This window comes from uncultured Veillonella sp. (genome assembly GCF_905209685.1).
Lineage (GTDB): Bacteria > Bacillota > Negativicutes > Veillonellales > Veillonellaceae > Veillonella.
The window spans coordinates 1-20,965 of sequence record NZ_CAJLUB010000008.1 but is presented as its reverse complement, the minus strand read 5'-3'; the positions used below and the strand labels follow the sequence as shown (position 1 = coordinate 20,965).

Genomic DNA, 20,965 nt, shown 5'->3' with positions numbered 1-20,965 from the left:
ATACATTATTATAAAATATATAGTTTGTAGTTGTTTATGTATCGATGTAGGTGATGAACATGCAGTTTTATAAGAACTTAAAGCGTGCTCGCGTGCGCATGGGCAAAAGCCAAATCGAAGTAGCAAAGGCCGTAGGTATCAGTAATGCGGCGCTTTCAAATTACGAAACAGGGTATCGCGAACCGGATTTAGATACACTCTGTGCCCTGTCTCGCTATTATGGATTGACCTTGGATGAGCTGCTAGATGTAAATGGAGAACAACACGAGCCCATCTATGATCTCAGTCCTGTACTCAAAAATAAATACATCGCCTATAAAGGTGATGTATTTGAGTTGAAAGACTCACAAAAACGCGCGCTCTTGCGCGAGCTAGACAATCTATTTACTAAATTTGAGAAATCAAAGGTAGAAGATAAGAGTAGCAAGCCAAAAACGTACAAATATGGGAATCCACATATCAATCGAGTGGGCCTAGCTAACAGCGCTGGTAGCTTAGCGGCACGACGAAATATAAAGTAGTGCTATACTACATTGTATGTAAGTGGAACCTGTTTATTTGAACAACTGAATTAGAGTAATTTAAAAGCACCATCTATCTTAATGGGAAACGACACATAAGTCGGCCCTTGGTAGATGGTGCTTTTTTTATTGTCATGGATAAATTGCTAAGTTAATGAATTATTTTTTTGCATCAAATATAAATAAAATATTAAATTATTTAATAATTTATTGCAAAATAAATAGAATTTAATATATAATTTACCTTATAAAGAAAGGAGAGGAATTAATGAGAGTTGTATGTATTGCAGCAGGTTGTGTTGGCTTGCTGAGTATATTCGGTACTTTGCCTAGTTTTGCGGCAGAAGTATCAAACCCATTTATACAACAAGAAGCGGCCCGAGCCGATGCTTCATTACGCCAACGTGCAGAAGCACCAATGACTGGGGCTGCTTTGCCGCGTTCAGAATCTGGCTATACAGGTTTAGATAAAGTGCCAATGAAGTCATTGCCTAAGGAAAGTACATCGTTTGCAATAGAGCATATTGTGGTGACTTCATCAGAACCAGTGTTACAAAAATATAAAAATCGATTACAGGTATATAACCATAATCGTATAGGAACAGAGGGTATTCAGTTTTTACAAAAGGAATTACAAGAGCAACTGTTATCTGATGGGTACATTACAAGTCAAGTAGTTGTGCCAAATCAAGATTTACAGTCTGGTACACTCACTTTTGAAATTATGCCTGGTTATGTAGAGGATATTGTTCTTACAAATCCTAAAGCTCGCACTAATTGGAGAAGTGCTTTTCCTGTAAGACCTGGTTACGTATTACGACGTCAAGCACTAGAGCAAGGGATTGATCAAATGCGTAATGTACCAGGTCAAGATATCAAGATGACCATAGAGCCTGGTACGAAACCGTTACATTCTATTGTTAAGCTTACCGTTGAGCAAAAAGGTTTTGTACACGGATCTTTGATGTTAGATAATTCTGGAAATAAATCAACAGGAACGTATCAAGGAGCTGTATTTTTATCTTTCAGTCAATTGGCAGGACTCAATGACGTATTAACTACTAGCTTTACAAAAGATATCAGTCATCATGATGATGGACATGGATCAAAACAATATGCGGTTAGCTATTCCGTTCCTGACGGAAATCGTACGTATCGTATTTCAACGTACAAATATAGCTATAATCAATTAGTATTCATGCCAAATGCGTTTCGTTCTTCTGGCACTACGCAAGGTACAGAATTTGCAGTAGAGCAAGTATTAAATAGAACAAGTCGCTCTAAGACTTCGGCTGTAGCTAAAGTCATTCATAAGGAGCGTCATAATTATTTAGATGATGTGGAGCTTGGTGTACAAGAGCAACATACAACCGCTGTTGAAGTGGGTTTATCTCATCGTCAATATAGTGGGAATACTGTATCCGATGTTTATCTATTCTATCGACAAGGTATTAATGGATTGGGTGCTCAAGTACGGAGTTGGGAAGGTTTGTCAGATAATCCTACTACACTATATAAAATGGCAGGCGTAGAAGGTCAAGTTCAAACTGGTGTTCGTATGGGTCATAAACAAGGTACGTATACGATGCGTTTTAGAAGCCAGTTTACAGATCAACGCTTATTTGGTACTGAACAATTTAGTATTGGTGGTCGTTATTCTGTACGAGGCTTTAGCGGAGAAGAAACCTTAAGAGGGGATTCTGGTTATTATGTACAAAATGAATGGGCATTACCATTTAGAAAGCAACAAGTCACTCCATATGTAGGTGTAGATATTGGACATGTATGGGGACCATCTACAGAAACGCAAGTAGGTAATACCTTAATTGGTGGTGTACTTGGTGTACGTGGTATGGTTGGTGATGCTGTAAATTACGATGTATCACTGGGAACCCCTATTAAGAAACCAGAAGGATTTGATACAGATACGCGTGTGTGGGCCTTTAGAGGCAGTTATCAGTTTTAAGTGTTGTAATCTAGTGCAGCTATACCGTTACATGTTGAATGGTATGTACTAGAAAAGGAGAGTAATATGAATATAAAAAAGCAGACGGCAATGGCTATCTTTGCTGCATTGTTAGCAACTAACTCTGCACCATGGATTCCTATGGCCCTTGCTAATCCTGTTGTACCTGATCAAGGTAAATTAGGACCAAAAATAGAAGAAGCTCGTAATGGCATGACTGTCGTTAATATTAATACACCTAATGATAAAGGGTTATCACATAACCAATATAATGCATTCAATGTAGATGAAAAGGGACTTATTTTAAATAATGCGAATCGCCCTGTGAATACAGAGCTCGCAGGATATATTATGGGAAATCCTAATTTAGTGGGCCCTACAGCCAATACTATTTTGAATGAAGTAACTGGTACGGGCTCTACATCTATGAATGGTGCTCTTGAAGTAGCAGGGAATAAGGCACATGTTATCGTTGCCAACCCAAATGGTATTTCTGTTAATAATGGCACATTTATTAATGCAAGTAGTGCTACACTCACAACGGGTAATCCAATGATTAATAACGGTAGTATTACTGGCTATAATGTTCAGCAAGGTGTTATTACTGTAGGTGAAAAGGGGCTTAATGCCTCTAAAACAGCACGTACAGATATGCTATCTGAGGCTGTAAAGCTCAATGGTAAAGTTTGGGCACAAGATACTCAAGTTGTAACGGGGAAGAATGATATTTCCGTTGATGCTACTGGTAAAGTTACAAATGCTCATAAAACTGGTGAATCGAGTCAAGTCGGCCTTGATGTAGCTGCTATTGGTGGGATGTATGCTAATAGTATGTACTTAGTGGGGACCAATGACGGCTTTGGAGTTAATAACCAAGGCATATTGTCTGCACAAAACAAACTAACCATAGATAGTACTGGTAAGTTGCAAAATACAGGTACGATAGCTGCTACAGATGCCAATATTACAACCAAAAGTCTAGAGCAGATGAATAAGGGTAAATTCTATGTAGATACGGCAAAGATTACTACTGACTCTGTAATACAAACTGGTAATGCTACGACTAAAGAAGCACCTGTTATGATTGCTCAAAAAGATTTGTCTATAGCGACAAAATCTATTGTTAATACAGATAGTAGTGTAATCAAAGCAGAAGGTAAATTACAGCTTGGTAAAACGATGGATGAGAAAGGTACAGTGTCCGGTAAAATGGATAGTGTAGTAAATACTGCATCAACTATTGAGTTTGGTCAAGGTGGAGCTTTACTTGCGAAATCTGTAGATAATAAAAATGGCGGTATTACCCTTAAGCGTGTAGCTGTAGAGGGCAAAGAGCATGTCAAAAACGAAGTAGCTCCATCTGGTAGCATTAAGCGTTATCAATTGTCTGAAGAACGAATTTATGGACATGATGATGAAATTCCAAAAGATAAAGTAGTGGTACACTCTTCTGAGAATCTCCAACTTTCTATAAATGGTAAACATCATGATAGTTGGACTAAATATGAATATGATCGTACTCGCGAAGTAGATGCAGTAGATACATCTAATCCTGGTCGAATTATTTCTGGCGGTAGTTTACATGTGGATGTAGATCATATGGTGAATGAAGCTAGTCAAATTAGTGCTGCTGGCGATATTACTGGTACTGTAGGTCATTATGAGCAAAGTAATCCTAAAGGTAATGAATATATTACTGAAGAGGGTACAGCTACAAGCTATAGCCGTCATCATAAAAAAGGGTGGGATACTACCAATATTCGTGAAGCGGAATATAAGAATACTAAGGTGAATCCTAAAGATGTACCTGTTGCCGTATATGGCGGTCATGTAGAAAATAGTAAAAGTGATGCTACAGTAGATGCATCTCTATTAAATAGTATGAGTCAGTTATCGACGAACCCTAATACATCGTATGTGATTGAAACAGATCCTAACTTCACAAATCGTCGTAACTTCTTATCTTCTGATTACGTATTATCTCGTCTTAAATTAGACCCTATGAATATACAAAAACGTTTGGGTGATGGCTACTATGAGCAGCAACTCGTTATGCAAGAGATTATGCGTCAAACCGGTAAAAGTAGACTTCAATCTGGTCTTTCCGCAGAAGAACAATATCGCCAATTGATGGATGCAGGGATTAGTGTAACTAAATCTCAATCTATTGTATTAGGTAGAGGTTTAACAGAGGCTGAGCAAAAAAATCTTAAAGAAGATGTAGTGCTCCTAGTAAGTAAGTCTGTTGTATTACCAAATGGCAAAATTGAAACTGTGCTAGTGCCGACTCTATATTTAGCACCAAACACAAAACGAGTAGAAGGTGGCGCTAATTTGCAGGCCCAATCGATTAACCTTTCTGTTGATACTATGCATAATAGTGGTAGCATTGTAGCGGATAAGGATGTGACTCTTACTGGTAATTCCATTCACAATGATAATGGTCTTATTAAAGGTAACACGGCTACGGTTACAGCAAATGACGAAGTTCGTAATACACAAGGTACTATTATGGGCAATGATACAGTCTCTGTGTATGCTAAGAAAGACATCATTAACGAAGGTGGCACCATTACACAAACTAATGCAGCTGGCTCCACAAAGGTTAGTGCGGGACGCGATGTAATTAATAAAGGCGTACAGTATGAGGCCGGTAATAGCAAGGTTGAGTGGAACAGTAGCAACAACCGTCGTGAAACGATTACTGGTGTAGATCAAGGCCGTATTGGTGGTGCTGGTCAAACAACAGTAGTAGCAGGCCGAGATGTATCTATGGAGGCAGGTATTGTCTCCTCTGATGTGAATACAACTGTTACGGCAGGTCGCAATGTAACGATGAAAGCAATGAATGCTACACATGAGCTTGAAGAACATCGTTTTGATAAAGGTAAATCTGGCGGTGGACACTCTCAAACGACTCAGTCTCATGATCTTGTTAAAGCTCAATCATCTGTTGGTAGTAGCATCGAAGGTAAAAATGTTTCTGTTGTAGCCTCTGATACAGTACAACTGGTAGGTAGTCAAGTGTTAGCGGCAGATACAGTGCAAGTATCTGGTAATACGGTTGCATTAAATACTGCAAAAACTAATAGTACAGTTAATCATGTGTATCTAGATAAAAAGAAAAGCTTAGTAAAACGTGAAAGTACAAATGCTGTTGATGACGTAACAAGCACATCTGTAACAGGTTCTACAGTAAGTGGTAAAGATATAACTATTACAAGTACTCAAGATGTAACAGGTCAATCTGCTCAAATTTTGGGTGAGAATACTGTATCTGTTACCGCTGGCGGTAAGGTAGAATTGGGCGCAGATAAAGATGTTACTGATGGTTCCAGTGTGTATCGTCATAAAAAATCAGGCTTGCTTGGTGGTGCAGGTATAGGTTTCTCTATTGGTAAAGAAAAACACAATATTGATGAAGCAAACCATGAAGAGGATACTGTACGAAATACACTTGCTAGTACTAAGGGTACTGTTACTGTTAAGGCAAATGATACAGTTCATCTTACAAGTGCAGATATTGTTGCTAAAGAAGGTGCTGTGTTAGATGGCTCTGCTGTTACATTAGATGGTAACGTGGATCATAACCACATGACATATGATGAACGCTACAAAAAAACTGGTCTTACCGTATCCTTAGGTGGTGCAATAGCAAATACACTTACAAATACTACACGTACAATAAAACAAGCAGGTGGCCGTGATGATAAACGGTTAGCCGCACTTGAACTCAATGAAGCGCGTAAACAATTGCAAGATGGATATGAAGCAGTAGATGCAGCTTTACATGGAGAAAAAATACGCGATGCTGTAACAGGTAAAGTTGATAAAGTAGATGGTAAAGTTAAACGAGGCGCTAAAAATATTGATGATGCTATAAACTTATCTGTAAGCATTGGTAGCACTTCTAGAAAACAAGGGCAAGTAGTAGATACAAATACATATCAAGGTGGTACTCTTGTTAGTGAAAATGATGTACACATTATAGCTCGTGATGCTCAGCAAAGTGGTATTGGTTTAACTGGTGAAACAGTAGAGGCTAAAAAATTAGTATTAGATAGCGCTAGTGATATTAATCTTGGGGCTGGCAAGAATACTGTAGATGTTAATAATGCTTATAAAAGCTCTGGGTGGAGTGTTGGAGCAGGTATTAGCTTAACTGGTGGTGGCCTTCTAGACATTAATGCAAGTGGTCATATGGCTCGTCAAAATGGGGATACCCATCAAGAAAGTTATGTACCTACTAAGATTAAAGCGGCTCAATTAGCACAGCTTAAAGCAAAACGAGATACAAATATTATTGGTTCTACTGTGTCTGGTAAAAAGGTAGAAGTAGACACAGGCCGTGATTTACATATTCAAAGCTTACAAGATGTAGATAACTTTAAAGAACATAGTAAGTCTGCGGGATTCTCTGTGTCCTCTAAACCTAACTTCAAAAATCCAACTGGTAGTATCAATGCTAGTGTAGGCCGAATTGATAGCAAGTGGAAAAGCGTAACAGAACAAGCCGGTATTTATGCTGGAGAAGAGGGCTACGATGTTAATGTAGGTAATAATACTACATTAGAGGGTGCTGTAATTAAAAGTGATGCTCCAAAAGCTAAGAATAAATTGACTACCAAATCTCTAGAGATGAAGGACATCAAAAACGAAGCTGAGTATACATATAGCAACAATGGTATCGGCTATAACTACTATGGCAGTAAAAAGAAACTGGAAGAGATGAAGACCAAGGATAAAAAAGGCTATGATAAGATCTATAATAATATCGGTCTAGTTCCAAACTTAGGTGTAGGATCTAAAGGTAAAGCAAGCTCTACTACTCAATCTGCTATTTCTGATGGTATACTGTCTGTAGATGGTAAAGAAATTGATACTAAAACTATTAACACGAATACAGAAAATACATTACATCAATTAGATAAGATTTTCGATAAAAAGAAAATTGAAGAACGTCAAGAATTAGCACGTCTATTCTCTAAAAATGCATTTGAACAACTACATAACTGGCAACCAACAACGAAAGATGGCAAAATCGCTAAATCTATTGCACATGGCATCATAGGTGAAGTAGCAGCGCGCATGGCTGGTAATACACCGGGTAGCGGATTTAAAGCTACTATGACTAATGAGATGTTAATTAGTGAAATTAATAAAGTGGCTAAACATGATCCAGCTGTAGCACAATGGTTGAGTGCTGCCGTTGGTGGTGTGGTTAATAAGGCTAGTGGGGAAAATGCAAATGCTGGCTCGGCAGTTGCATCTTATGCTACAAAGTGGAATGAAGATCTTGTTTGGAATGCAGGAGTGTCAAATAGAATATCCTCTTTAGCTTCAGCGAGTAAAGGTGCTTTTGGCTTAGTAAAAAATGCATCACCAGTTTTAAATGCTGGTGATTTAGTAAGTACTCCTCTTGTAACTGGTGCGGGCGAGCCTACTACTTTTGATGAAAATATAATGGCTAATATTCCTGGCACTGCATTTTATAGAGGTAAAATAACTTCTGGTGCTGAAGCAGGCGGGACATTGATGGAGCGTGTTGACGATAGCTCCATTGAAACTGGAGAGGCTCCTGTATATAGTGGTCCATGGGCTATAACAGTATCTTATCCTGGTACTTCATTACGGGTTCAAGAAAATTATAATTTAGATAGTGGATTTCAGGCTATTAATGTATATCATGCAGCAGATGGAAATACATATAAAGATACCGGTGAATATGATAGTCTTGGTCGCCGATATTTTAGAGGCATAAGCACATCGGGGTCAACTATATTCACAGGACGTGTTATTGGTCCTGATGGTACAGATAATTGGGTAGATATTGGTTCTGATGGCAATTCTCCGTTTTCTAGATTGCAAAACATATCAACAGGCCAGGTTGTACATTCAACACATACTGAAGGTGATGCAATATTTGTAGATAATCCAAATGATAATTTGGTATTTAATACTCATACTAATTCTTTTCAATCAACGTTAACTGGGAAAACGATTTCTACAACAGTTGCACTACACTATGCAGACGAACGATTGAGTCCGGAATCGTCATTTACAATAGATGAAATTAGAGCTGGGAGTCCATTACCTGATGGGATTCATTTTGCAAATAAATATCAGGATAAGAGTAAGGCTAAATCTATATCGGAAGAAAATTCTAAGAAAAATTTAGATAATCTTAATAGAAACTCTGATAATAAAAATAAGAATGATAATAAGTCTAATACTAATTTATCTAGTGGATTATATTCTGTAAATGATCGAATTAAGAGGGTTTATAACTCCTTGAAGGAGTTAAAGTCATTACCTAAAGGTTTTAGGAGTTACCAAAAAGATAAATTAAATATAAAAAATGAGGATGGTCTCGGTAAACAATTAAAAGAAGATGTAGGGGGCGATTGGAAAAAAATATATGACCATGGGAAAGATATTAATGGAAATGATATAGAAATCCATTATTTCCAAAATAGAAATGGACAAATATTTAATCCAAAGATAAAAAGAATTAATGGTGAATCGGTAAATCGAAAGCTAGAATAAATTAGTGGACAGAGGTATAACTATGGTTTATTTTAAAAATAAAAAAAGTTTAGATACATTTTTAATGGTCTTTATATTGGGTGCTGTTAAGGCATATAGACGAAATTATACTGATTTGACCATTCTAGAGTATTACATATTTAGTATGTTAATTCGATTAATGTGTAGAAAAGCACATCTGTCCGATAAACTGTTAAATATAATTGGAGATGGCATGAGTTTAGAGGACGTTGATGAGTGGATGGCCCGTAGGATCCCTATACCAGCATTAAATGATACGTTAGATGATATTGAATGCAGTATTTGGATAGCTTTAATAGAACGGGAGTTAGAGGGTGATACTTTATCTGAAGCGTTAAAGATTTCTACACATGATGAAATGAAGTTCGGTATCTATTTCTTTACCGATTATGTAGAGGAGATATTTTGGGCGTTGTTTTTGTTAGGATTGTATGAAGTCTTACAAAAACCTGAATTCATTTCTGAATCAATCTTAAGTTGTATTAAACAGTCCTATTTGTCTGAAATATATACGTGTGAACGTATTCAGAATGAAGATTTTCAAACATGTATTTCCAATTTACAGGAGATAGCTGATACTAATATATCCGGGCAATTAAGTAAAGAGTTAATTACTATGAAAGCAAAATTAGCATCATTACAGGTATTATTACCATTTTATGATGTGAGTTTTGATAAGTTAAAAACAGACATTGATTTAAAAGCTACTAGAGGGATGTTCTGGCAAATTAAAGTTTCAGGGAAGTTTATAGACTTGGGATTATAGATTCTAAAAGATTATTGAGTTGGTTCTATACTTATGATTACTTTTAATTTTGGGATTAACCTTTATTAACTTCTATCCTTAAATAATATTTAGTGTTAAATGTTATAAGCTTATTTTTATGACATCTATACCTTTCATAAGGGACTGGTATAGATGTCATTTTTATATTACAAATTAATAAAAATCAGTATTGATTAAAATCTAAGTAGTTCTATTAAAATCACTAGATTTTTACGATTTTATGAGTGTTTTATGATAAAATAAAAGGTATGAATACTTCAACAACTAGGTCTATTACCTATAATGGCGACAGAATTGAATATGAGTTAACCATCAAGCGTGTGAAGAATATGAACATGCGCATTACAAAGGATGGTGTGATCCATGTATCGGCGAATGCCTATGTGCCGGATTATAGGGTGGACAAGTTTGTTATCGAGAATATGCCCTTCATTGAACGGGCTCGTTACAAGATTGATGCATTGAATGCCAAGCGCGTCGATGCGTTGCAGTATGTGAATGGTGAAAGCTTATCAATCCTCGGCATTCCCGTTACGTTGCGTCTAGTTGAGCAGGATGGGAAGCCTCATATAGGCTTTGACGGAAAGGCGATTCTTACTATGGTGGTACCTCGTGGTACGACCTTTGAGGCTAAGCATAAATTAATGCAAAGTTATTGGCGTAATTTAGGGGAGAAGGTCTTTGTCCATTGGGCAAAGGTCGTGTATCAACGCTACCATAAGCAAGGTATTGATGTACCTATGCCAACTATAAAACAGCAGCGCATGAAGAGCCGTTGGGGTTCTTGTACGCCTGCAAAGCAGCTCATCAAGATGAACACCCGTTTATTAGAGGGGCCACAGGTGTATATTGAGTACGTTATGATTCATGAGTTTGCTCATTTTAAATATTTAGACCATTCCAAGAACTTTCACAATTTAGTGGCACAGTTTTTGCCAGATTGGAAGGCTCGTAAGAAGTCATTGAACGTGTATTTTGCTCATCGCCCTTAAAGGAGGTGTACCATGCAGCCATTTGTACATTTACATAGTCATACAGAGTTTAGTTTGCTAGACGGCATTAGTCGTTTGCCTGACATGGTACGTCGTGCGAAGGAGTTAAATCAGCCAGCCCTTGCCATTACAGATCACGGCAATATGTACGCAGCCATTTATTTCTATAAAGAGTGTATAGCCCAAGGCGTTAAGCCTATCATTGGTTGTGAAGTATATGTAACGGAAAACAGCCGATTTGATCGTCCCGAAGGTCGCAGCCGAGAACGATTAAAACATCTTATCTTGTTGGCTGAGACCATGGAAGGGTATCGTAATCTCGTAAAAATCGTGTCTAAAGCATCTACGGAAGGTATGTTGTATCGCCCTCGTGCAGACCGCGATTTATTACGCCAATACAGCAAGGGCATCATTGCCCTCAGTGCCTGCATTCAAGGGGAAATCCCTCAGTATATTCTGCAAGATAATATGGACGCTGCTAGACGCTCTATTGAGTGGTATATCGAGACATATGGGAAGGATAATTTCTTCTTAGAAATTCAAAATCATGGTCTCCCAGAGGAGGCAAAGGCGCAAGAGGAGCTCATTAAGCTCAGTAAGGAATACGATCTTGGCATCGTAGCGTCTAATGACTTCCACTATGTCTTAAAAGAGGATGCGGACGCGCAAGATATTAAAGTATGTATTTCTACAGGCCGTCGTCGTGCCGAAGTGGATCGCTTAAAGTTCCCTAATGATGAGTTCTATCTAAAATCTGGGGATGAGATGGCGCAGTTGTTCTCACATATTCCTGGGGCCATCGAAAACACCTTAAAAATTGCAGACCGCTGTAACGTAGAATTCAATTTCGACGAACATCACTTGCCACACTTTGATGTGCCAGAAGGGGAAACGTCTAAGACCTATTTACGTAAGGTTTGTGAACGAGAAATTCCACGCCTTTATGGTGAAACGTCTGAAGAGCTACAAAAGCGTCTCGACTATGAGTTAGACGTTATCGGTACGATGGGCTTTGAGGACTACTTCCTCATCGTATGGGACTATGTACGGTATGCTCGTGAGTACGATATCTTAGTAGGTCCAGGTCGTGGTTCTGCAGCAGGTTCTGTGGTCGCCTATCTCTTAGGCATTACAGGTCTTGATCCATTAAAATACGATTTGCTCTTTGAACGGTTCTTAAATCCAGAGCGGGTAAGCATGCCTGATATCGATATTGACTTCTGCTATGAAAAGCGTGGTCAAGCTATCGAATATGTAACGCGAAAATACGGACAGGAACGTGTATCCCAGATTATTACCTTCGGTACTGAGGCAGCGCGTGCCGTTATTCGTGACGTAGGGCGCGTGCTTGACTTACCACTGGCAGAAGTAAACCGCATTGCGAAGATGATTCCCAACGAACTGGGGATTACCTTAGATAAGGCTCTACAAGGCAAAGAGTTAAAGGCTTTATACGAAGCCGATGACAATGTTAAAGAGTTATTTGATTTTGGTAAAAAGCTAGAAGGCATAGCGCGCAATTCGTCCACTCATGCAGCGGGTGTCGTAATTTCTGCAGACCCTCTAGATGACCACGTACCAGTACAAAATGCTAACGAAGAAGGCTTTGTTACGCAGTACGATAAGGATAACATCGAGGAACTAGGCCTCTTGAAGATGGACTTTTTGGGCCTTCGTACTTTGACGGTTATGGGGGATGCTTTAAAGCTCATCAAGGCGAACCGTGGTATTGATCTCGATTTAGATGCAATACCGCTCGATGATAAAGCGGCTTGTGATATCCTCACAAAAGGTGACACGTCTGGTGTATTCCAGCTCGAATCAGAAGGTATCACCAAGCTCGTTATGGACCTTAAGCCTGAGCATTTCGAAGACTTAATTCCATTGGTAGCCTTGTACCGTCCAGGCCCATTGGGCTCTGGCATGGTGGCGGACTTTATTGACCGCCGTCACGGTAAAAAAGAGGTTACTTATTTACATCCTATATTGGAACCGATTTTAAAAGACACCTTTGGTGTAATCTTGTACCAAGAACAGGTTATGCAAATTGCATCCGCCATGGGCGGGTTCTCCCTTGGTCAAGCGGACTTGATGCGCCGCGCCATGGGTAAGAAAAAGGAATCTGTTCTAAAGGCGCAGCGCGAGTCCTTTATTCAAGGTTCTATTAATAATGGTATAGAAGAGTCCATTGCAAACGAAGTATTCGACTTGCTCGTATACTTTGCTGGCTATGGCTTTAATAAATCACATAGTGCGGCTTATGCGTACATCGCGTACCAAACAGCGTATTTGAAGGCCCACTATTTCCCTGAATTCATGGCCGCTACCATGACGAGCTTCATGCAGAATATGCAGAAGTTGACGTACTACATCAATGCTTGTAAGAAACACAATGTTAAGGTATTGGGCCCAGATATTAACTATTCTGAGCGCAGCTTCGCCGTGCAAGGTGATGCCATTCGTTTCGGCCTTGGGGGCATCAAGAACGTAGGGGATAATGCCATTGATCGCTTGATTCGCGAACGCAATGAGCACGGCCTCTATACGGATATCGTAGATTTCTGTAAACGAGTGGACAACAAGGTTGTTAATAAACGACTTCTTGAAAGTCTCATTCGCTGTGGCGCCATGGATGGGTTCAAGGAAAACCGTAACCAATTATTGCACATGTATGAAAGTGCACAAGCCGTTGGTGCTAAAGAGCAAAAGGATGCTGCTATGGGCACCATGAGCCTTTTTGGGGACATAGAAGAATCTGTAGATTTTATTCCTGTACCGAATGTGGAGGATTTATCGGAAGACGATAAATTAAAGGATGAAAAGGAATATACAGGCTTTTACATTACAGGCCATCCATTGCAAGGCTATGCGAAGGAGTTAGAGGGCCTCTTTGAACTGGGTGCTCTCGTAGAAAATCCAGAGCAATATGATGGTCAAACCATTACCTTTGGGGGCTTGATTGAAAATAAGACGGACCGCATGACGAGACGGAACGAGGTTATGTCTATTCTTCGCATTGAAGATTATTCTGGTGCGGCCAATGTAGTAGCGTTCCCGAAGGTCTTTAGTCAAAGTCAACAGTTCCTTGCTATTGATATGATTGTTAAGGTAAAAGGCCGTGTTGATGCGGATGAAAAGGGTGTGCAAATTATTGCAGACCGCATTATGCCGTTAAAGGTAAACTATAGTCAGGCGAAACATGTGGCTATTCATATTTATAGCCAATATGACACGCCAGAAAATAGTGAGGCTTTAAAACGGGTGTTAACTAGCACCGCAGGCTCTGTACCAACATCACTATATTTGCACCGTCAACGGAAACGCATTAACTTGCCACCGAACATGTGCTTTGACCCTAGCGATGAATCAATCAAGGCTATTGAAGCTATCTTAGGGGATGGCTCTGTAGAGGTACAATAATATATGCATAAGTAGATATTAAGGCACGAATAAATATATTTACTACTTAATAACTTATGTTGCGTGAAGCACAGCTAGCTTTCACCAATATTACTACAATAAGAAATGAAAGATTCAATATAGAAATTGCTTTCATAGGAGGAAAGATGAAACGTACAAAAATCGTATGTACTGTAGGTCCGGGAACGGATAAATTTGGTATTTTAGAAGATATGATGCGAGCTGGCATGAACGTGGCTCGTTTTAATTTCTCTCACGGATCTCATGAAGAGCAAGCAGAGCGTATGCAAATGGTGCGCGATGCGGCGATGATTGTTAATAAACCAATCGCATTATTGCTCGATACGAAAGGTCCTGAGGTTCGTCTTGGCCTATTTAAAGAGGGCAAGGTATTCCTTGAGGCAGGTCAACAATTCACGTTGACTACCGATGATGTGGAAGGCACAAAAGAGATTAGCTCTGTAAACCACAAAGGTCTTGTAGGCGATGTGTCCGTAGGGGATAAAATCCTCTTGGCTGATGGCCTTGTAACGCTTAACATTGATGCCATCGAAGGTAATAACATCATTACTACCGTTCAAAACAGTGGTGAAATCGGCAATCGTAAACGGGTGGCTGTGCCAGGTGTAGCGCTTAGCTTGCCTCCTGTATCTGAACAGGACGAAGCAGATTTACGCTTTGGCTGTCAACAGGGTGTAGACTTTGTGGCCGCATCCTTTATGCAACGCGGTAAGGACATTGTAGCGATCCGCCGTATCCTTGAGTCTGAAAAAAAAGATATCAAGATTATCGCAAAAATTGAAAATGCAGAAGGCGTTAAAAATATCGATGAAATTTTGGAAGTAGCGGACGGCCTCATGGTGGCTCGCGGTGACCTCGGTGTAGAAATCCCTGCCGAAGAGGTGCCAGTACTTCAAAAAATGATGATCGAAAAATGTAATGACTTGGGTAAACCAGTTATTACGGCAACCCAAATGCTAGAGTCCATGATTCAAAATCCACGTCCTACACGGGCAGAAGCAAGTGACGTAGCCAATGCCATCTTAGATGGTACGGATGCGATCATGTTGTCTGGTGAAACTGCAAATGGTGCTTACCCAGTAGAGGCGGTTACGACTATGACTCGTATTGCAGAGGTAACGGAACAAGCTGCTATTTACGATAGTAAAAGCCGTGCTCGTCAAGATGGCGATATGACGACTACTAGTGCTGTATGTTTAGCAAGCGTGCGCATCGCTCAAAACCTTGGGGCAGCTGCTATTCTGACCTGTACTGAATCTGGTCATACTGCAATTAGCACTGCTCGGCATCGTCCGGCTTGCAAAATTATTGCTGTAACACCGCATGAAGAAACAATTCGCCGCATGCAATTATGCTGGGGCGTAGAGGCTATTAAAGGTCATGAAATCGTTAACTCTGATGAAATGGTTAAACAAGCTATTACATGTGCTTTGGGTACAGGTGCTATCGAGTCTGGTGATCTTGTAGTTGTTACAGCTGGTGTACCATCTGGTGCAACAGGTACTACAAATATGATTCGCGTTCATATTGCAGGCCAAGTACTCTTATCTGGTAATGGTATTTTGCGTAAATCCGTTACAGGCACTGTATTCATTGCTGCTAATCATAAGGGCAATTATGAAAGCTTCAAAGATGGCGACATCCTTGTGGTGGGCACAATGGAGCCTGAATTAATGGCTATTGCTAAACGTGCAGGCGGCATTATCGCTGTTGAAGACGGTTATACCTCTGACAGTGCTATTGCTGGCATCACCTATGGTATTCCTGTAATTTTAGGCGCGAAAAATGCTCATGACGTACTCCTTGAAGGTCAAGAAGTAACTATCGATGGCGAACGAGGCAAGGTATTTGCAGGTATTGCTAACGCTCGCTAGTTTTAGTAAAAGATAATTAAATATAAGGAGGGATAGTATGAATCCATATAATGTAACAGGCCCTACTGCAACTGAGGTTGCACAGGTTGAAAGTATCGTATCCCAACGATTAAAAGGCTCCTTCTTGTGGATGGTTGTAGGTTTACTTACGACTATCGGTGTTGGAGTGGCCGCATTGGCAAATCCTGATTGGTTACGCTTTGCGTACCAAAACTTTAATATTATCCTACTCGTTGAATTAGGTGTAGTATTCTTATTTAGTGCTCGTGCATATAGTGCTAATGTTATGACTTTAAAAGGCATGTTTTTCCTCTATAGTGCGTTGAATGGTCTTACATTAACACTCATATCCTTGCGATATAATGTATTTGAAGTAGTTATTCCAGCGTTAATCGGCACATTAGCGTTCTTCATTGGCTTTGCTGTAGTAGGGGCTACTACAAAACGTAATTTATCATCCCTTACACCGTATGTAATGGCCGCTTTGTTCGGTATGATCATCGTATCCTTGGTGATGATGGGTGCTCGCTACTTTAACTGGGCTGTACTCAGTGGCTTTAGCGACACTGTTAGCTTAGTTCTAGGTTATGTAGGGGTTGTAGTATTCTCCATCTTTACAGCTATCGATGTGAACCGCATTAAAAATAATGTGACACAAGTAGCGCTCTTGGAGGATGAAACCATTTTAGACCGTATTGAAATCACAGGAGCTTTGAGCCTATACTTGGATTTCATTAACTTATTCTTATCCTTATTGCGCATCTTTGGCAATAAGCGATAAAAGGAGATAGTATGGATGATAGAGAATGGCAAACCTTTGTAACCGTTGTGGATGAAGGGAATATTACAAGGGCTGCAGAAAAATTATTTTTATCACAACCGGCTTTAAGCTATCGGTTGCGCCATATGGAAAAAGCCTTGGGCCATTCTCTGTTGTTACGAACTGCTGAAGGGATTGCTCTTACGGCACAAGGCGAAATTTTTTATGACTACTGTAAAAGAATGATGCAAGATCAAGAGGCCTTAGAAAATGCTATGAATTCTGCTTCTGGTAAGATTCAAGGGACCTTAAAAATCGCATCATCCATCAACTTTGCAGACTATGAACTACCAGCTTTATTGAAATCCTTTCGAGAACAATACCCTGATGTGCATATTCAAGTTAAAACTGCTTTCAGCCATCAAGTGGTTAAGATGTTTAATACTGGTGATTGTATGGTTGCCTTTGCTCGTGGTGGCTATGATGTGTCCGGTAAGTCTGAATTACTATTAGAGGAACCGTATTGTTTGGTTTATAAAGAATTAGTAGCACCTGAGTCGTTAGAGAAGGTACCATTCATTAAATACCAAACAGATGCATCTGTAGCAAACATTATTGAAACGTGGTGTGCTGAGCATTTTGAAGAACCACCGAGTGTTGCGATGGATGTAAATTCTATGAGTACGTGCCGTCACTTTGTACGCGCCGGCCTTGGATGGTCCATTTTGACCTATATGGGCCTTGGATCTTGTAAGGATAGAGATATATATGTAAGTCCATTGCGTAGTAAAGATGGTACCTATATCACTCGTGATACAAATATGGTATATACAAAGGATACGGAAAATCTTGTTGTAGTTAAAACATTCATTGAATATGTTCGCGATTACTATAAAAAACATACCGTTGTAGATAATAGTATTTTTAGAGAATATAAATCATAAGAATCCTTGAGATAAAGAGAATCTATGAGATTGTATAACTGTTTATCCATGCTATTTCAGCATTGGACTTTTTCGATATAATATCTCATAATGAAAGTGTCTCGAAAGAGCAAGGCAGTACCATGTAAGTGCATGTATACCCCCTTTGGGGACGTATACATGCACTTTTTTCATTTTGGGCTGTAAATCTATGCTCAAAATGCATAAAAAGTATGATTGGTAGATATAAAAGTTTTTATAACCCCTATAAAGGTAATCTATTATTCATAATTCTTTTAAGCATATATAATGAGTGTAGACAAAGACTCCTAGAGTTCAATAGATGATAGTCGCGTATCACGAATCTTTAGGGGAGTGTTAGGATGATATACATGCCTATGTTTTTAAGAAAGGAATAAACATGGAAAAATTCTTAAAACTAGCACTTATCGTGCTAATTCCAATTATCCTCTGGTTTACAACTCCACCAGAAGGGCTCTCTGCGGAAGCGTGGCGCCTCTTAGGCTTCTACATTGCAGGTATCGTAGGTTTGATTTTAAAACCATACCCAATTCAAATTATTTTATTAGCTGTATTATCTGCTTCTGCATTATTCTTAGACAATGCAAAAGATATCTTGGTAGGTTATGGTTCCACAGCATTGTGGATGATTATCGCTGCGTTCTCCTTGAGTGTTGCGTTTGGTAAAACTGGTCTTGGTCACCGTGTTGCATACCATTTGATTGCTGCATTCGGTTCAACTGTATTACGCCTTGGTTATGTAACAGCACTTCTTGATTTAGTGTTATCCCCAGCGACACCTTCTAACACAGCACGTGCGGCTGGTATTGTATATCCAATCAATTTATCTATCGCTGAATCCATCGGTTCTTATCCTGGTGATACTGCTAAACGCGGTGGTTCCTTCATCTTAATGAATGGCTATTTCGTAACAAAAATTACATCCTTCATGTTCTTAACAGCTATGGCTCCTAACGTGTTGGCCTTGGACTTTGTTACTAAAATCACTGGTCTAAACATGACTTGGGCTGAATGGGCTTTGGCTTTAGCTCTTCCTGGTCTTGTAATGTTGATCTTCGTTCCACTTGTAGGTTACTGGATCGACCGTCCTGAAGCAGTAAAAATTGACAATAAGAAATTGGCTGCTGACGGTCTTGCTAAATTAGGACCTATGAAAATGTCTGAAAAAGTCTTGGCTGTTGTATTTATTCTTGCTCTTATCGGTTGGGCATTGCCTTCCATCGGTTTTGATTTGAGCCCAACAGCAGTAGCATTAGTAGCTATGACTGTTGTGTTCTTTGCTGGTATCATCACTTGGGATGACATGGTTCAAACTAAAGCTGTTTGGAATACATTCATCTGGTTTGGTGCTATCCTTGGTTTATCCACTGCTTTAACAAAAGCTAAATTCTTCGCTTGGCTTGCAGCATATATGCAAGCAAACTTGGCCCTCGATGTGTCTCCACTCGTAGTTGTATTAATTCTCTCTGCTATTAGTGTTGTCATTCGTTACTTATTCGCTTCCAGTACTGCCTATATTGCATCTATGCTTCCAGTATTCTTGACTGTAGGTATGGCAGCTGGTGTTAACCCTGTTATGTTTGGTTTAGTATTGCTTGCAACAAATGCGTTTGGTGGTCTTGTAACTCACTACGGTGCATCTCCTGGTCCAATCATCTACTCTGCAGGTTACAATAACTTGAAAGATTGGTGGACTGCTGGTGCAATCTTAGCAGTATTGAGTTGGATTCTACTCTTTGTAGTAGGTATCCCTTGGTGGACTTTCATCGGTATGATTTAATCACCATATAATTTTATTATCAACATGGTTTTAACGGCACGGACCAGACATTCGCGACACGTCTGGTCTTTGCCATTTGATATATTTTTTAGTGAAAGGATGCAACATGGCACAATTAGTAAAAGCTGCACAAGCTGGCTTCGACGAAAAAAATGATGCATTAGTAACGGTTGAACCGATTGCTAGCGGTATCGAAATTGAATTAACATCCAAAGTTATCCGTCAATACGGCGACCAAATTAAATCCGTTGTTATAAACACAGTTAAAGAAGCTGGTTTTGACGGCGTAAAAGTAATCGTACAAGATAAAAATGCTTGGGATTACACAATTAAAGCTCGCGTATTAGGCGCATTGGAAAGGGGGAGCAAAGCATAATGGCTAACGATAAAACATTCCCAGAAGTTAAAACAAATCCATTAACAGAGGCTGCTAAAAAACGTTTGTCTCGTTCCATGATGTTCGTACCTGGTAATACACCTAAAATGATTAACAGTGCTGATATTCACGGTTCTGACTCCATCATGATCGACATCGAAGACTCCGTTCCTGTAACAGAAAAAGATACAGCTCGTCTTTTAACTGCAGAAGCTTTGAAATCTCGTAAATTCCGTGCAGAAACAGTTGTTCGTATCAACCATCCTACACAAACTCCTTACGGCTATGACGACCTTGATGTAATCGTTCCAGCTAAACCTGATATGATTCGTTTACCTAAAACTGAAGATGTATCTGAAGTTGAAATCGTAGCGAAGAAAATTGAAGAAGTAGAAAAAGCTAATGGCTGGCCAGAAGGTACTATCAACATTATCGTAGCTATTGAATCTGTTCGTGGCTTGTACAATGTTCGTGAAATTTGCCACGGTCCTCGCGTAGTAGCTATTGCTCTTGGCGCTGAAGACTATCGTGCTGACCTTCGTACAGGTAAACATAAACCAGCTGTTGAATTGTTATTCGCTCGTCAAACAATTCTTCATGCCGCACGTGAAGCAGGTATCCGCGTAATTGACACTGTATTCTCCGACGTGAAAGACCCTCAAGGCTTCCGCGAAGAAGTTGAATTCATTAAAGCTTTGGGTTACGATGGCAAATCTTGTATCCACCCAAGCCAAATCAAAATTATCCACGAAGTATTCACTCCTGACGAAAAAGAAATCGCTCACTCCGTTAAGGTATTGAACAGCTACGCAGATGCATTGCGCAACAATAAGGGCGTAATCTCCGTAGATGGCAAAATGATCGATGGTCCTATCGTAGTACGTGCACAACGCGTAGTTGATAAAGCACGTGCAGCAGGCATTAAAGTTGAATTAG

At 39.6% G+C, this 20,965-nt stretch carries 12 protein-coding genes; all 12 read left to right on the top strand.

The genetic code is table 11. The features are described 5' to 3' along the window. Positions 1 to 59: 59 nt before the first annotated feature. Entirely contained in the window at positions 60 to 521 is a 462-nt protein-coding gene (locus tag QZ055_RS01625; RefSeq protein ID WP_295824215.1) for a helix-turn-helix domain-containing protein, read from the top strand. A gap of 268 nt (positions 522 to 789) precedes the next feature. After that, the gene (locus tag QZ055_RS01620; RefSeq protein ID WP_295824213.1) at positions 790 to 2,487 is read left to right on the top strand and encodes a ShlB/FhaC/HecB family hemolysin secretion/activation protein; all 1,698 of its coding nucleotides are present in this window, start codon (positions 790 to 792) and stop codon (positions 2,485 to 2,487) included. 66 nt (positions 2,488 to 2,553) lie between these two features. Continuing rightward, the gene (locus QZ055_RS01615; RefSeq protein WP_295824211.1) at positions 2,554 to 9,033 is read left to right on the top strand and encodes a hemagglutinin repeat-containing protein; all 6,480 of its coding nucleotides are present in this window, start codon (positions 2,554 to 2,556) and stop codon (positions 9,031 to 9,033) included. A gap of 22 nt (positions 9,034 to 9,055) precedes the next feature. Beyond that, entirely contained in the window at positions 9,056 to 9,820 is a 765-nt protein-coding gene (locus tag QZ055_RS01610; RefSeq protein WP_295824209.1) for a DUF3969 domain-containing protein, read from the top strand. Between the two features lie 245 nt (positions 9,821 to 10,065). Then, positions 10,066 to 10,833 carry a SprT family zinc-dependent metalloprotease gene (locus QZ055_RS01605; protein ID WP_363178576.1) on the top strand — a complete coding sequence of 256 codons (768 nt, stop codon included), beginning with the start codon at positions 10,066 to 10,068 and terminating at the stop codon, positions 10,831 to 10,833. A 12-nt stretch (positions 10,834 to 10,845) separates the two neighbouring features. Beyond that, positions 10,846 to 14,253: a DNA polymerase III subunit alpha gene (locus tag QZ055_RS01600; protein ID WP_295824207.1), complete on the top strand. Its 3,408-nt coding sequence runs from the start codon at positions 10,846 to 10,848 to the stop codon at positions 14,251 to 14,253. Positions 14,254 to 14,399: 146 nt separating this feature from the next. Continuing rightward, on the top strand, positions 14,400 to 16,148 hold the full coding sequence (pyk, locus tag QZ055_RS01595) for a pyruvate kinase (RefSeq protein WP_295824205.1): 1,749 nt from the start codon (positions 14,400 to 14,402) through the stop codon (positions 16,146 to 16,148). A gap of 37 nt (positions 16,149 to 16,185) precedes the next feature. Continuing rightward, positions 16,186 to 16,929, top strand: a complete 744-nt coding sequence (locus QZ055_RS01590) for a Bax inhibitor-1/YccA family protein (RefSeq protein ID WP_295824203.1) — start codon at positions 16,186 to 16,188, stop codon at positions 16,927 to 16,929. 11 nt (positions 16,930 to 16,940) lie between these two features. Next, a complete protein-coding gene (locus QZ055_RS01585) occupies positions 16,941 to 17,852 on the top strand; it encodes a LysR family transcriptional regulator (protein ID WP_295824200.1) in 912 nt (303 codons plus the stop codon). A gap of 400 nt (positions 17,853 to 18,252) precedes the next feature. Further along, a complete protein-coding gene (locus tag QZ055_RS01580) occupies positions 18,253 to 19,653 on the top strand; it encodes a DASS family sodium-coupled anion symporter (RefSeq protein WP_295824199.1) in 1,401 nt (466 codons plus the stop codon). Between the two features lie 106 nt (positions 19,654 to 19,759). Further along, the gene (citD, locus tag QZ055_RS01575; protein WP_295824196.1) at positions 19,760 to 20,029 is read left to right on the top strand and encodes a citrate lyase acyl carrier protein; all 270 of its coding nucleotides are present in this window, start codon (positions 19,760 to 19,762) and stop codon (positions 20,027 to 20,029) included. After that, a partial coding sequence (locus tag QZ055_RS01570) for a CoA ester lyase (protein WP_295824194.1) occupies positions 20,029 to 20,965 on the top strand: 937 nt, incomplete at its 3' end. The genes citD and QZ055_RS01570, both read left to right, overlap by 1 nt.